At 63.5% G+C, this 12,680-nt stretch carries 11 protein-coding genes; 8 read left to right on the top strand and 3 right to left on the bottom strand.

Features of this window, described 5'->3' with window-relative positions:
• Nucleotides 1-9: 9 nt before the first annotated feature.
• From elaB to menE, 6 genes are all read left to right on the top strand, one after another.
• Nucleotides 10-321 carry a stress response protein ElaB gene (gene elaB, locus L085_RS11715; RefSeq protein ID WP_004935964.1) on the top strand — a complete coding sequence of 104 codons (312 nt, stop codon included), beginning with the start codon at nucleotides 10-12 and terminating at the stop codon, nucleotides 319-321.
• A gap of 380 nt (nucleotides 322-701) precedes the next feature.
• Nucleotides 702-2,378 (top strand): 2-succinyl-5-enolpyruvyl-6-hydroxy-3-cyclohexene-1-carboxylic-acid synthase, encoded by a 1,677-nt coding sequence (gene menD / locus L085_RS11720; protein WP_044030802.1) that lies wholly within the window; start codon nucleotides 702-704, stop codon nucleotides 2,376-2,378.
• Nucleotides 2,375-3,145 carry a 2-succinyl-6-hydroxy-2,4-cyclohexadiene-1-carboxylate synthase gene (menH, locus tag L085_RS11725; protein ID WP_044030803.1) on the top strand — a complete coding sequence of 257 codons (771 nt, stop codon included), beginning with the start codon at nucleotides 2,375-2,377 and terminating at the stop codon, nucleotides 3,143-3,145. Before menD ends, menH begins: the two co-directional genes overlap by 4 nt.
• 11 nt (nucleotides 3,146-3,156) lie before the next feature.
• Complete coding sequence (gene menB / locus L085_RS11730; RefSeq protein WP_033635308.1) at nucleotides 3,157-4,014, top strand: 1,4-dihydroxy-2-naphthoyl-CoA synthase; 858 nt, start codon at nucleotides 3,157-3,159, stop codon at nucleotides 4,012-4,014.
• Complete coding sequence (gene menC / locus L085_RS11735) at nucleotides 4,014-4,997, top strand: o-succinylbenzoate synthase (RefSeq protein ID WP_044030804.1); 984 nt, start codon at nucleotides 4,014-4,016, stop codon at nucleotides 4,995-4,997. The genes menB and menC overlap by 1 nt, the downstream gene beginning before the upstream one ends.
• The gene (menE, locus tag L085_RS11740; RefSeq protein ID WP_044030805.1) at nucleotides 4,985-6,370 is read left to right on the top strand and encodes an o-succinylbenzoate--CoA ligase; all 1,386 of its coding nucleotides are present in this window, start codon (nucleotides 4,985-4,987) and stop codon (nucleotides 6,368-6,370) included. The genes menC and menE overlap by 13 nt, the downstream gene beginning before the upstream one ends.
• A 43-nt stretch (nucleotides 6,371-6,413) precedes the next feature.
• Here the strand turns inward: menE and katA are convergent, their stop codons facing one another.
• Nucleotides 6,414-7,850, bottom strand: a complete 1,437-nt coding sequence (gene katA, locus L085_RS11745) for a catalase KatA (protein ID WP_015378563.1) — start codon at nucleotides 7,848-7,850, stop codon at nucleotides 6,414-6,416.
• 338 nt (nucleotides 7,851-8,188) lie between these two features.
• Here katA and L085_RS11750 point away from each other — a divergent pair, with 338 nt between their 5' ends.
• Nucleotides 8,189-8,728, top strand: coding sequence for a YfaZ family outer membrane protein (locus L085_RS11750; RefSeq protein ID WP_004935943.1), 540 nt, complete (start codon nucleotides 8,189-8,191; stop codon nucleotides 8,726-8,728).
• A 61-nt stretch (nucleotides 8,729-8,789) separates the two neighbouring features.
• Here L085_RS11750 and tyrP read toward each other — a convergent pair whose 3' ends face one another.
• Nucleotides 8,790-9,998, bottom strand: coding sequence for a tyrosine transporter TyrP (gene tyrP / locus L085_RS11755; RefSeq protein ID WP_044030806.1), 1,209 nt, complete (start codon nucleotides 9,996-9,998; stop codon nucleotides 8,790-8,792).
• 245 nt (nucleotides 9,999-10,243) lie between these two features.
• Between tyrP and L085_RS11760 the strand changes: the two genes are divergently transcribed.
• On the top strand, nucleotides 10,244-11,440 hold the full coding sequence (locus L085_RS11760; RefSeq protein ID WP_044030807.1) for a nicotinamide mononucleotide deamidase-related protein YfaY: 1,197 nt from the start codon (nucleotides 10,244-10,246) through the stop codon (nucleotides 11,438-11,440).
• 3 nt (nucleotides 11,441-11,443) lie between these two features.
• Here the strand turns inward: L085_RS11760 and L085_RS11765 are convergent, their stop codons facing one another.
• On the bottom strand, nucleotides 11,444-12,652 hold the full coding sequence (locus L085_RS11765) for an NAD(P)/FAD-dependent oxidoreductase (protein WP_226988594.1): 1,209 nt from the start codon (nucleotides 12,650-12,652) through the stop codon (nucleotides 11,444-11,446).
• Between the last annotated feature and the right edge of the window lie 28 nt (nucleotides 12,653-12,680).

Here is a 12,680-nt window from a genome sequence, read left to right on the forward strand (position 1 = left end):
GATCTCACTATGGCAAGACATTCGGATGCTGAGCAAACTACGCTGGATGACGATCTGAGAATGCTGACCGAGACGCTGGAAGAAGTGTTGCAATACACCGGCGATCGCGCGGATCAGGCCTACATTGACATCAAGTCGCACGCCGAGCAGGCGCTGAGTGAGGTCAAGGCGCGCTGGGCGAACACCGGCGAATCCTACTATGCGCGCGCCAAAGAAGCGGTGCACCGCACCGACGACTACGTGCGGGATAAACCCTGGCACAGCGTAGGCATCGGTGCCACCGTCGGGCTGGTGCTGGGGCTGCTGCTGGCCCGCAAATAAATCATGTCATCGGGGCGGCGCAGGCCGCCTCGTGCTTTTCTGCAGACTGTGTCGTTCATCCCGCCGTTTCCCCGATCGCTTTCCCTTATCCCGCCTATACTTCCCGCTGGCCGCCGTTGGAGCGCCTTTATCTCCCTTGTTTTTGTATGGACGGATTGAGCCGGCGTCGCCGCAAGTGTAAAGTGTTTGTGTTTTAATTGTTTGTTTTTTGTTCTAAATCAAACAATTATCTGGTGTAAACACCCAGGGATATACGGCGTTCTTGCGCTGGCGCAAAAGCCGTGAAAATAACACCTCATATAATACAGAACGTAACTACAGGCGCGGCGTCCGTCGGCTGCGCCGGGGACGATCTCTGCTAACTGACTTGTGAGCGAACTATGTCGACAAGTGTTTTTAATCGCCGGTGGGCGGCTGTGCTGCTCGAGGCGCTGGCCCGCCATGGGGTGCGGCATGTTTGTATCGCTCCGGGATCGCGCTCCACGCCACTGACGCTGGCCGCCGCGGCCAACCGATCGTTTATCTGCCATACCCATTTTGATGAGCGCGGGCTCGGTCATTTGGCGCTCGGGCTGGCGAAGGCGGCGCGTGAGCCGGTGGCGGTGATCGTTACGTCCGGCACCGCGGCGGCGAACCTTTATCCCGCGTTGATCGAAGCCGGCCTGACCGGTGAACGGCTGGTGTTTCTCACCGCCGATCGGCCGCCGGAACTGATCGACTGCGGCGCCAATCAGGCGATCCGTCAAAACGGTCTCTACAGCAGCCACCCGACGTTGGCGATCGATCTGCCGCGTCCGACGCCGGATATTCCGGCCGCGTGGCTGGCCTCCAGCGTCGACAGCGCGATGGCGCGCCTGCAGCATGGCGCTTTGCATATCAACTGCCCGTTCGCCGAACCGCTGTACGGCGGCGATGAGCGTCACTATGCCGATTGGTCCGCCGCGCTGGGCGACTGGTGGCAGAGCGATCGTCCGTGGCTGCAGGAAAGCGAGATGCGTACGGCGTCGTCGCCGCAGCCGGACTGGTTCTCCTGGCGGCAAAAGCGCGGCGTGGTGCTGGCCGGTCGCATGAGCGCACAAGAGGGCGCGCAGGTGGCCGACTGGGCCGAAACGCTGGGCTGGCCACTGATCGGCGATGTGCTGTCGCAGACCGGGCAACCGCTGCCCTGCGCCGATTTGTGGCTCGCGCATCCGCAGGCGCAGCGCGTACTGCAAGATGCGCAGCTGGTGGTGCAGTTCGGCGGCAGCCTGACCGGCAAACGCCTGCTGCAATGGCAGGCGCAGTGTCAGTCGGAAGAATATTGGATTATCGACGAGCTGCCGGGGCGGCTCGATCCGGCCCAACACCGGGGGCGGCGCCTGCGCGCCGGCGTGGCGCAGTGGTTGGCGCAGCATCCCGCGCAACCGCGCGCGCCGTGGGCCGCCGGGCTGGCGGCGCTGGCGGATAAAGCGCTGACGGCGGCGTCCACGCATCTGCACGATAACTTTGGCGAAGCGCAGCTGGCGCACCGCCTGCCGGAACTGCTGCCGGAGAACGGCCAGCTGTTTCTCGGCAACAGCCTGGTGGTGCGACTGATCGACGCGTTAACGATGCTGCCTGCCGCTTACCCGGTATTCAGCAACCGCGGCGCCAGCGGCATCGACGGTCTGATTTCCACCGCCGCCGGCGTACAGCGCGCCACCGCCCGGCCGACGTTGGCGGTGGTGGGCGACCTTTCCGCGTTGTATGACCTCAATGCGCTGGCGTTGTTGCGCCACGGTTCGGCGCCGACGGTGCTGATCGTCGTTAATAACAACGGCGGCCAAATTTTCTCGCTGCTGCCGACGCCGGAAGAGGAACGGCAGCGCTTTTACTGCATGCCGCAAAATGTCGAGTTCAGCCACGCGGCGGCGATGTTCCTGCTTGGCTACGCGCGGCCGGAGAACTGGAGCCAACTGCAACAGGCGGTTGAACAAGGCTGGCGGCGCGGCGGCGCCACGCTGATAGAACTGCAGGTGTCGCCGAGCGCAGGGGCCGAGAGTCTGCAATTCCTGGTGCAACAGATGGCGGTGCAATGATGCTGGCGACGCGAATTTTGCAACAGGGCGAAGCGGGCCGCCCCTGGCTGATATGGTTGCATGGCCTGCTGGGCAACAACAATGAATGGCGGGTGATCGCCGCGCGTTGCCCGGAATGGCCGTCGCTGGCCATCGATCTGCCCGGCCACGGCGATTCTGTGGCGGTGAGCTGCCGCGGCTTTGACGACATCAGCGCGCAAATCGCCGCGACCCTGCAACTGCGCAATATTGAACGTTATTGGCTGGTGGGCTACTCGCTCGGCGGGCGCATCGCCATGTATCACGCTTGCCACGGCCGCCATGACGGCCTGCAAGGCGTGATCGTCGAGGGCGGCAATCCGGGGCTTGAGGACGAACAACAGCGCCGCGATCGTTGCGAGCAGGATGCGCGGTGGGCGGCGCGTTTTCGCAGTGAGCCGATTGCCGAAGTCCTGGCGGACTGGTATCAGCAACCGGTGTTCAAAGAGCTCAGCCACGTGCACCGCCAGGCGCTGATCGCCGCGCGCTCGGTCAACAGCGGCCCGGCGATCGCCGACATGCTCGAAGCCACATCGCTCGGGCGGCAGCCCTATCTGGCGCCGCAGCTGCGCCAACTGACCGTGCCGCTGCGGGTGCTGTGCGGTGAGAACGACCCCAAATTTCAACGGCTGGCGCGCGACGCCGGGTTGCCGTTGCGCATCGTGCCGCAGGCCGGCCACAACGCGCATCTGGCCAATCCGCAGGAGTTCGTCGCCGAGCTGCAGACCTTTCTCGTTAACCCTGGTTAAAGGAACCGAACATGCTTTATCCGAATGAAGAACAGCTGTATGCCGCCATCGCCTGGCAGGATTGCACCGGCGATTTCGAAGACATTCTGTATCACAAGTCCGCCGACGGCATCGCCAAAATCACCATCAACCGGCCGCAGGTGCGCAATGCGTTTCGTCCGCAAACGGTCAAAGAGATGATCGACGCGCTGGCCAACGCCCGTTACGACGACGGCATCGGCGTCATTATTCTCACCGGCGCCGGCGATAAGGCCTTCTGCTCCGGCGGCGATCAGAAAGTGCGCGGCGACTACGGCGGCTATCGCGACGACAGCGGCGTACACCACCTCAACGTGCTGGACTTCCAGCGCCAGATTCGCACCTGCCCGAAACCGGTGGTGGCGATGGTGGCCGGCTATTCGATCGGCGGCGGCCACGTGTTGCACATGATGTGCGATCTGACCATCGCGGCGGATAACGCCATCTTCGGCCAGACCGGCCCGAAAGTGGGCTCGTTCGACGGCGGCTGGGGGGCGTCTTACATGGCGCGCATCGTCGGCCAGAAGAAGGCGCGCGAAATCTGGTTCCTGTGCCGCCAGTATGACGCCGCCGCCGCGCTGGACATGGGGCTGGTCAATACCGTGGTGCCGCTGGCCGATCTGGAAAAAGAGACGGTGCGCTGGTGCCGCGAAATGCTGCAGAACAGCCCGATGGCGCTGCGCTGCCTGAAGGCGGCGCTGAATGCCGACTGCGACGGCCAGGCCGGTTTGCAGGAGCTGGCGGGCAACGCCACCATGCTGTTCTACATGACCGACGAAGGGCAGGAAGGGCGCAACGCGTTCAACGAGAAGCGCCAGCCGGATTTCAGCAAATTCAAGCGTAACCCGTAATGAGCGGGGCAAGCCGCAGCGCGGCGCTATACCGTTACAGCCTGCCGATGGAGGCGGGCGTGGTGCTGCGCAATCAGCGGTTGAAAACGCGTGACGGATGGGTGGTGCAGCTGTGTCAGGGCGAGCGTGAGGGGTGGGGCGAGATCGCGCCGCTGCCGGAGTTCAGCCGGGAAACGCCGGCGCAGGCCGAACGAGCCGCATTGGACTGGCTGCAGGCGTGGCTGGCGGGCAACGAACCGGATGACAGCGAGCTGCCCTCGGTGGCCTTTGGGCTCAGCTGTGCGCAGGCCGAGCTGGAGCAGCGTTTGCCGACGCAGGCGGATTTCCGCAAGGCGCCGCTGTGCACCGGCGATCCGGACGAGCTGTTCGAGACATTGAGCGCTTTGCCGGGCGAGAAAGTCGCCAAGGTGAAAGTAGGGCTGTATGAGGCGGTGCGGGACGGCATGATCGTCAACGTGCTGCTGGAGGCGCTGCCGGATCTGCGGCTGCGGCTGGATGCCAACCGCAGCTGGACCCGCGCCAAGGCCGACGGCTTCGCCAAATACGTTAACCCAGCGTGGCGCGATCGCATCGCCTTTTTGGAGGAGCCCTGCAAGACCCGTGATGAATCGCGTGATTTCGCCCGGGCGACCGGCATTGCCATCGCCTGGGATGAGAGCGTGCGCGAGGCGGATTTTGTGGTGCAGGCCGAGCCGGGCGTGGCGGCCATCGTGATCAAACCGACGCTGGTCGGCAGCCTGGCGCGTTGCCAGACGCTGGTGGCGCAGGCGCACGCGGCGGGCCTGACGGCGGTGATCAGTTCCAGCCTCGAATCCAGCCTGGGGTTGACCCAACTGGCGCGCATTGCCCATTGGCTGACGCCGGATACCGTGCCGGGCCTGGACACGCTGGGATTGATGCAGGCGCAGGTGCTGCGCCCGTGGCCGGGCAGCGCGTTGCCGCTGCTGGATGTTTCGGCGCTGGAGTGTCTATGGCGCCGTTGAACGATTGGCCGTGGCGGCACTGGGCGCGCCTTCAGCCGCAGGCGACGGCGCTGATGCTCGGCGAACGGCCGCTGAGCTGGCTGGCGTTGCAAAGCCAGGTGGATGAACTGGCGGCGGATTTTCAGCACCAGGGCGTAGAACCGGGCTGCGGTGTGGCGCTGTGCGGTAAAAACAGCTATCCGCTGCTGCTGGCCTATCTGGCGCTGCTGCAGTGCGGCGCACGCCTGTTGCCGCTCAATCCCGCCTTGCCGACGCCGCTGCTGGCGCAGCTGTTGCCGGAATTGGATATGACCTTTGTCTTCGGCCCGGACTCGTTGCCGGCGCTGCCGGAAGAGATGATTCGATTGACCCCGCCCTCGACCGAGCCGCGTTGGCCAGACCTGCCGACGTGGGAGGCGCAGCGTCTGGCGACGCTGACGTTGACTTCCGGTTCCAGCGGCATGCCGAAGGCGGCGGCGCACAGCTACGCCAATCATCTGGCCAGCGCCGCCGGGGTGTTGCAGCTGATGGATTTTCAACGCGAGGATTGCTGGCTGCTGTCACTGCCGCTGTTTCACGTCTCCGGCCAGGGCATCGTCTGGCGCTGGCTGGCGGCGGGCGCGCGGCTGGCGGTGCGCGAGACGCACCCGCTGGACGAGGCGTTGGCAGGATGCACGCATGCTTCGCTGGTGCCGACGCAGCTCTGGCGGCTGTTGGCGCAACCGCTGACGGGCATGACGCTGAAGGCGGTGCTGCTCGGCGGCGCGATGATCCCGGTGGAGCTGACCGAACGGGCGGAGGCGGCGGGGATCCACTGCTGGTGCGGCTACGGGCTGACCGAACTGGCCTCCACGGTGTGCGCCAAGCGCGCCGATGCGCGGCCGGGCGTTGGCCTGCCGCTCGGCGGCCGCGAAGTAAAGCTGGTGGACGAAGAAGTCTGGATCCGCGCCGACAGCCTGGCGCTCGGCTACTGGCGTCATGGGCATCTGCAGCCGTTGGCCGATGAGCAGGGCTGGTTCGCGACCCGCGATCGCGGCGTGATGGCGGAGGGGGAACTGCGCATTCTCGGCCGGCTGGACAACCTGTTTTTCAGCGGCGGCGAAGGGGTGCAGCCCGAGGATATCGAACGTGTGCTGGCGGCGCACCCGCAGATCACGCAGGCGTTTGTGGTGCCGATGGCGGACGCTGAGTTCGGCCAGCGGCCGGTGGCGGTGATCGACGGCGATCCGGCGCTGTCGTTGGGGGCGCTGCTCGCCTGGTCGCAGGATAAGCTGGCCAATTTCCAACGCCCGACGGCATTGCTTCCGCTGCCTGACGAGCTGAAAAACGGCGGCATCAAGATTTCGCGCCGCCAGTTGCAGCAGTGGGTGGCGCAGCGTCTCTCCCAGGCATAAAAAAGCCGCCCGAAAGGGCGGCTGAGTGGATGACAGCAGGAGGTTATTTCAGCCCCAACGCCTTGGCGACGCCGGCGCCGTAGTCCGGGTGCACCTTGGTGAACAGCTCGACCTGACGGCGCTGAATTTGTTCCGGCACCTGCGACAGTTCGCCGGCGATGCGGGTGAACATGCGCTGGTGCTCTTCGGCGCTCAGCAGGTTGAACAGCGCGCGCGGCTGGCTGTAGTAATCGTCGTCTTCACGATGGTTCCAGTGGTCGGCCGCGCCCTCAATGCTCAGCGGTGGTTCGCTGAAGTCCGGCTGCTCCTGGAACAGGCCGAAGCTGTTCGGCTCGTAGGTGGCGCCGTTGCCGCTGTTGCCGTCCACGCGCATAGCGCCGTCGCGATGGTAGTTGTGGAACGGGCATTTGGCGCCGTTCACCGGGATCTGGTGGTGGTTGACGCCCAGGCGGTAGCGGTGCGCATCGCCATAGGAGAACAGACGGCCCTGCAGCATTTTATCCGGCGAGAAACTGATGCCCGGCACCACGTTGGCGGGGTTCATCGCCACCTGCTCGACCTCGGAGAAGTAGTTGTCGGGGTTGCGGTTGAGCTCGAAATAGCCGACGTCGATCAGCGGGTAGTCGCCGTGCGGCCACACCTTGGTCAGATCGAACGGGTTATAGGGCGTCTGCGAGGCCTCGTGTTCCGGCATGATCTGAATTTGCAGCTTCCAGCGCGGGAAGTCGCCGCGTTTGATCGCCTCGAATAGATCGCGCTGTGAGCTTTCGCGATCCTTGGCGATGATCGCTTCTGCCTCTTCATCCATCAGGTTTTCAATGCCTTGTTCGCAGCGGAAGTGGAATTTCACCCAGAAGCGCTCGTTGGCGGCATTGATAAAGCTGAAGGTGTGGCTGCCGAAGCCGTGCATGTGGCGGTAGGACTTGGGAATGCCGCGATCGCTGAAGTCGATGGTCAACTGGTGCAGTGATTCCGGCAGGTGGGAGAAGAAGTCCCACTTGTAGACCGGGTTACGCAGGTTGGTATGCGGATCGCGTTTCACCACGTGGTTGAGATCGGGGAATTTCAGCGGATCGCGCAGATAGAACACCGGCGTATCGTTACCCACCAGATCCCAGTTGCCTTCTTCGGTATAGAACTTCATGGCGAAGCCGCGAATGTCGCGTTCGGCGTCGGCGGCGCCGCGTTCACCGGCGACGGTGGAGAAGCGGATAAACATGTCGGTCTGCTTACCGATTTCGGAGAAGATCTTGGCGCGGGTGTAGCGGGTGATGTCGTGGGTGACGGTAAAGGTGCCGTAGGCGCCGGAGCCCTTGGCATGCATGCGGCGCTCGGGGATGACTTCACGGTCGAAGTGGGCCAGTTTTTCCAGGAACCACACGTCCTGCAACAGCATCGGGCCGCGTTTGCCTGCGGTGATCACGTTATTGTTATCGACAACCGGGGCGCCGGCTGCGGTGGTCAGTCCTTTCTTGCTCATCACTTGCTCCTTATCGTAGTGCAGTTAAGTAAAGACTCGGGCGGTTTAAGCGTTCATCAGCATAGTCCTTTGGCGGGGCTTCTTCCCCTGACCTTGGTCAAAGCCACTACTAGTTGTAGCCCTATTGCCGAGCGACGGCAAATAGGTCTCGGTTATCGTTGGCATCGCCTTGACGAATATAGATTGTTGTTTGCAAATATTTACATTTATTTGATTATTGAAGAATTTTTTCGCTTTTATCCCTTAAATACGCATTGCGCTTTGGTATAGACTCGTGACGTTATTATTATGCGTTGATTCGATCATTCGATACGGATGACAAACCAGAGGGAAAGATGATGAAAAAGACTTGGGTCGCGTGCGCGGCAGGATTGCTGTTGGTGACCGGCGCGGCGAACGCCATCAGCGTGTCGGGCGAAGCCGGGCAGCACTACACCAACCTGGGCGTTGGCATGAGCACCGGCTCTTCAGGTCTGGGCCTGACCGGCAACTGGGCGCGCAGCGACCACGACGGCAACGTCGGCAGCGTGGGGTTGAACTTCGGCGTGCCGCTGGGGCCGTTGACGGCGACCGTGGGTGCCAAAGCGCTGTACCTCAGCCCGAAAGACGGGAAGAGCGGCGGGGCGGTGGCGCTGGGCGGCGGCCTGGAGTGGGAAATTAACCGTTACTTCAGCCTGCACGGCGAAGGTTACTTTGCCCCTGAGTCTTTCACCAGCGGCGTGAAGGCCTATAACGAAGCCAGCGGCGGCCTGCGCTGGAAGTTCCGTCCGCTGAGCGTGGACGTGGGCTACCGTTACATGCAGATGGAAGGCAAAGACGGGCGTCGCGACAACACCCTGGCCGATGGCCCTTATGTCGGCGTAGGGCTGAGCTTCTGACGCTCAGCAAAAAGGGGCCGTTGCGGCCCCTTTCTCTTTATCATTCTTTGTCTTTCGTCGCTTACCCGACCGCCGGCAGCATGCCGCTGGCGATGCCCAGTTGGATGGCGATCACCGTTACCCCGCAGACAAACACCAGCGCCAGCGCAGGGGTGCCGCCCCAGACGCGATACTGCGCCTGATGCTTTTGACGCGTCTTCCACACCAGCAGTGAAGGCAGCAGCAGCGCCAGCACCGACAGGGCGATGGCGGCGAATCCCAGCGCCAGCACGAAGCCGCGTGGATAGAACAGCGCGAAGGCCAGCGGCGGCAGGAAGGTGATGGCGCCGGTTTGCAGGCGGCCACGCACGTTATCTTGCCGCTTGAACAGGTCAGCCAGGAAATCGAACAGCCCGAGCGCCACGCCGAGGAACGAGGTCGCCAGCGCCAGATCGGCGAACAGGTGCACCGCCAGTTCAACGTGCGGCGAAGCTACTGCATCACGCACCGCCTGCAACAGGCCATTCAGCCCGGCCTGCTGCGCCAGAATGCCGACGAAGGTGTCGGAGCTGATGCTGCCCAGCGTCGCCAGTTGCCAGAAGATATAGGCCATCAGCGGGATGGCGCTGCCGATGATAAACACCCAGCGCAGTTTGCGAATGTTGCCGCCCATGTAGTTGACGATGCTCGGCACGCTGCCGTGGAAACCGAAAGAGGTGAAGATCACCGGAATGGCCGACAGCGCCAGGCCTTGCTCCAGCGGCAACGTCATCAGGTTGGTTTGGTGGATATTCGGCAACATCAGGCCGAGCATCACCACCAGAAATACCACTTTGGCGCTGAACAGGATGCGGTTGAACAAGTCGACCGAGTGGGTACCGATGCACACTACGCCACCGGCCACCAGGGTGAACAACAGAACGCCGAGCGACACCGGGAAGTCCTGCGATGTCCATTGGCTGATGCTGGTGGCGAGCAGTTCGCCGGCGCCACTGATGTAGGCGGCGGTGAGGGCGTACATCAGAAACATCATGCTGAAGCTGGTCAGCCACTGGCCGCCGCCGCCGAGATAACGTTTGGCGAGGGTACCCAGACCGGTATCCACCTGCTCATGCTGGTAAACCTCTACCAGCAGCAGCGCGGTGTAACACATCAATAGCCACAGCCCGACCAGTAAGGCCAGCGTGACGCCGAAGCCGACGCCGGCCGCCGCCAGCGGCATCGCCAGCATCCCGGCGCCAATGGTGGTGCCCGCCACGATAAAAACACTGCCAAGAGTGCGATTCTTCACGTTTTTTCTCTACCAGCCGAAAGATTTTGAAAATTATAGGTAACGATTTATGAGGATGGCAGGATAGTGGAAGCCCTAATTTGTGTCAAACCGACGTTACGCATGGTGTACATTAATGTTTACATTGCAGTGGGCTGCATGGCGCATGAGAAACGAACCCATGGCTGAAATTATCCGCAGGCGGCTAGTGAAAAGTTATTTACGGGCTTCTATAGTGGAATGACCAAAAAATGTGGGAGAGATCAATGTTAAGGGTGGAGATGCTCAGCACCGGCGATGAGGTGCTGCACGGGCAAATTATTGATACCAACGCCGCCTGGCTGGCGGACTACCTGTTCCAGCAGGGCGTGCCGATGAGCGGGCGTGAAACGGTTGGGGACAGCCTCTCTGCGTTGATCGAGATCCTGCAGGAACGCAGCCACATCGCCGATGTGTTGATCGTCAACGGCGGCCTGGGGCCGACCAGCGACGATCTCAGCGCGCTGGCCGCCGCGAAAGCCAGCGGTGTAGAGCTGGTCGAACGGGCTGACTGGTTGGCGCGCATGGAAGCCTATTTCGCCGAGCGCGGGCGGCCGATGGCCCCTTCCAACCGCAAGCAGGCGCAGATCCCGGCCAACGCGGAAATGCTGGATAACCCGGTAGGCACCGCCTGCGGGTTCGCGCTGCAGCTGAACCAATGCCTGATGTTCTTCACCCCCGGCGTGCCGTCGGAATTCAAAGTGATGGTCGAACAGCAGATCGTGCCGCGTCTGCGCCAGCGCTTCACCTTGCCGGCGCCGCCGCTGTGCTTGCGCCTGACCACCTTCGGCACCTCCGAGAGCGATCTGGCCGCCGAGCTGGACGGCATGCCGCTGCCGCCGGATGTGGTGTTGGGTTACCGTTCCTCCAGCCCGATCATCGAACTGAAGCTGACCGGGCCGGAAAGCCGGCGTGCGGAGATGGAGCTGGCCTGGCGACGCGTGCGCGAAGTGGCGGGGGACAACTGCATCTTTGAAGGCACCGACGGGTTGCCGGCGACGCTGACGCAGCGTCTGAATCAGCAAGGGCTGAAGCTGGCGTTGAGCGAGCAGTTCAGCGGCGGTTTGATCAATCTGCAGCTGCAGAGCGAAGGGGCGCCGCTGGCGGGTGGCGAGCTGCTGCCGGCGCACTGCATCGAAACGCTGGAAACGACGCTGGCGCGCGCCCGCTCGCTGGCGGAATTGACCGGTGCACCGTTGGCGTTGGCGGTCAGCGCCATGCGCGATGAGCAGGTGAGCATTGCGCTGCACACGCCGCGCGGCGGCATTGGCCAGACCGTGCGTTATCGCGCGTCGCGCCACGGCCTGCGGCTGCGGCAGGAGTCGGTCGCGATGCTGGCGTTGGATATGCTGCGCCGCTGGCTGAATGGGGGCCAGGCGTGCGGTAAAAACGCCTGGCTGGAGGTGGTGGACATTATCGAGTGACGCTCATGGCGCTGAGTTGTCTGCCTCACTGTTTTGTTGTAGCCGTTCGGACGCCAGGCGTGAAAGACGTATTGCCGCCGCGCCTCGCGTTTGCAGCTCTGTACCGTAGTTCCTGAGCGCCTGCGCGGCGCTGTCTGAGTGCGTCAGATGTGCCGCTAGGCTGGCGGCGTCTACCAGCGCGGTGTTGGCGCCGAGCCCACCCGCCGGGCTCATGGCGTGCACGGCGTCGCCGAGAAAGGCGATGCGTTCGCTGTGCCATTCTGGCATCGCCGCCGTAACCTGCACCGTCCGCACGCTGAGCGACAGGGGATCCGCCAGCGCTAACGCCGTTTGCAAGGCGGGCGCCCATCCCTGCGAGATATGCCGTACGCGCGCCTGCAGCGCAGCGGTTCCCTCAGTTCGCACCGGCCCGCCGAGACGCCCAGCCGATCCGATACAGGCCCAATAGAGATAGTCGTCGACCGGTGAGAGGCGGCAATCGGGCGCGTAGTCGGCCGCCAGCTGCGCCATGGGGGCCTGAAAGCGCATCGGTTCAACCACCAGCGACACGCCGTCGGCGAAGATCACCGATACGCCGTTCAGCAGCTCGGGGGCCAATTGGGCCCCGGTCGCCGCATCGAGCGGCGTTTTACCGTAAAGGGTGACCGCGCCGCTGTCTTTGGGCCCTGCCTCAGGCAGGCAGCGCCGCCGTACCAGCGAGTTGACGCCGTCGGCGGCGATCAGCACATCGACCCGCACTTGCTCGCCGTTGGCGAACTGCAGTTCCACGCCCTGCGGCGTTTGTGCAAATTCACGCAAGGTATGGCCGAAGCGCACCTGGTCTTGCAGGCCGGCAAGCAGGATCTCGCGCAGCGTTTGGCGATGAATGCCGAGATCGCCGCTCGGTTCTTGCGTTTGGCGCTGGCTGGAGGGCAACCAGTGCTCGGGGCGTCGGCTGGTGAGCGGGGCAAGCTGCGGATCCCATAGATTGCTCTCGCCGCTGTTTTGCGCGCTGCCGGCGCAGAGCAACCGGTAGTGTGCCGGCGGCAGGCAGGCGGCCAGCGCCTGCTGGCCCGACGGATCGATGCGCAGCCGGTAGCCCTGATCGCGCGCCTGCGGTGTGGCGTCGCGTTCAAATACCGTGGCGTGGATGCCGAAGCGGCGCAGTCCCTGAGCCAGACACAGGCCGCCGGGCCCTGCGCCGATAATGCCAATGCTGAGTGTTGTCATCATATTCCCTCGTGAAACAGTGGCCACAGAC

Source organism: Serratia sp. FS14, assembly GCF_000695995.1.
Taxonomy (GTDB): domain Bacteria; phylum Pseudomonadota; class Gammaproteobacteria; order Enterobacterales; family Enterobacteriaceae; genus Serratia; species Serratia nematodiphila.

What these genes read in the sequence shown, in the direction of transcription:
- katA (WP_015378563.1), bottom strand. Translation starts at nt 7,850, where the DNA reads ATGAGCAAGAAAGGACTGACCACCGCAGCCGGCGCCCCGGTTGTCGAT.
- menE (WP_044030805.1), top strand. Translation starts at nt 4,985, where the DNA reads ATGGCGCCGTTGAACGATTGGCCGTGGCGGCACTGGGCGCGCCTTCAG.
- L085_RS11760 (WP_044030807.1), top strand. Translation starts at nt 10,244, where the DNA reads ATGTTAAGGGTGGAGATGCTCAGCACCGGCGATGAGGTGCTGCACGGG.
- menD (WP_044030802.1), top strand. Translation starts at nt 702, where the DNA reads ATGTCGACAAGTGTTTTTAATCGCCGGTGGGCGGCTGTGCTGCTCGAG.
- menB (WP_033635308.1), top strand. Translation starts at nt 3,157, where the DNA reads ATGCTTTATCCGAATGAAGAACAGCTGTATGCCGCCATCGCCTGGCAG.
- L085_RS11765 (WP_226988594.1), bottom strand. Translation starts at nt 12,652, where the DNA reads ATGATGACAACACTCAGCATTGGCATTATCGGCGCAGGGCCCGGCGGC.
- elaB (WP_004935964.1), top strand. Translation starts at nt 10, where the DNA reads ATGGCAAGACATTCGGATGCTGAGCAAACTACGCTGGATGACGATCTG.
- menH (WP_044030803.1), top strand. Translation starts at nt 2,375, where the DNA reads ATGATGCTGGCGACGCGAATTTTGCAACAGGGCGAAGCGGGCCGCCCC.
- menC (WP_044030804.1), top strand. Translation starts at nt 4,014, where the DNA reads ATGAGCGGGGCAAGCCGCAGCGCGGCGCTATACCGTTACAGCCTGCCG.
- L085_RS11750 (WP_004935943.1), top strand. Translation starts at nt 8,189, where the DNA reads ATGAAAAAGACTTGGGTCGCGTGCGCGGCAGGATTGCTGTTGGTGACC.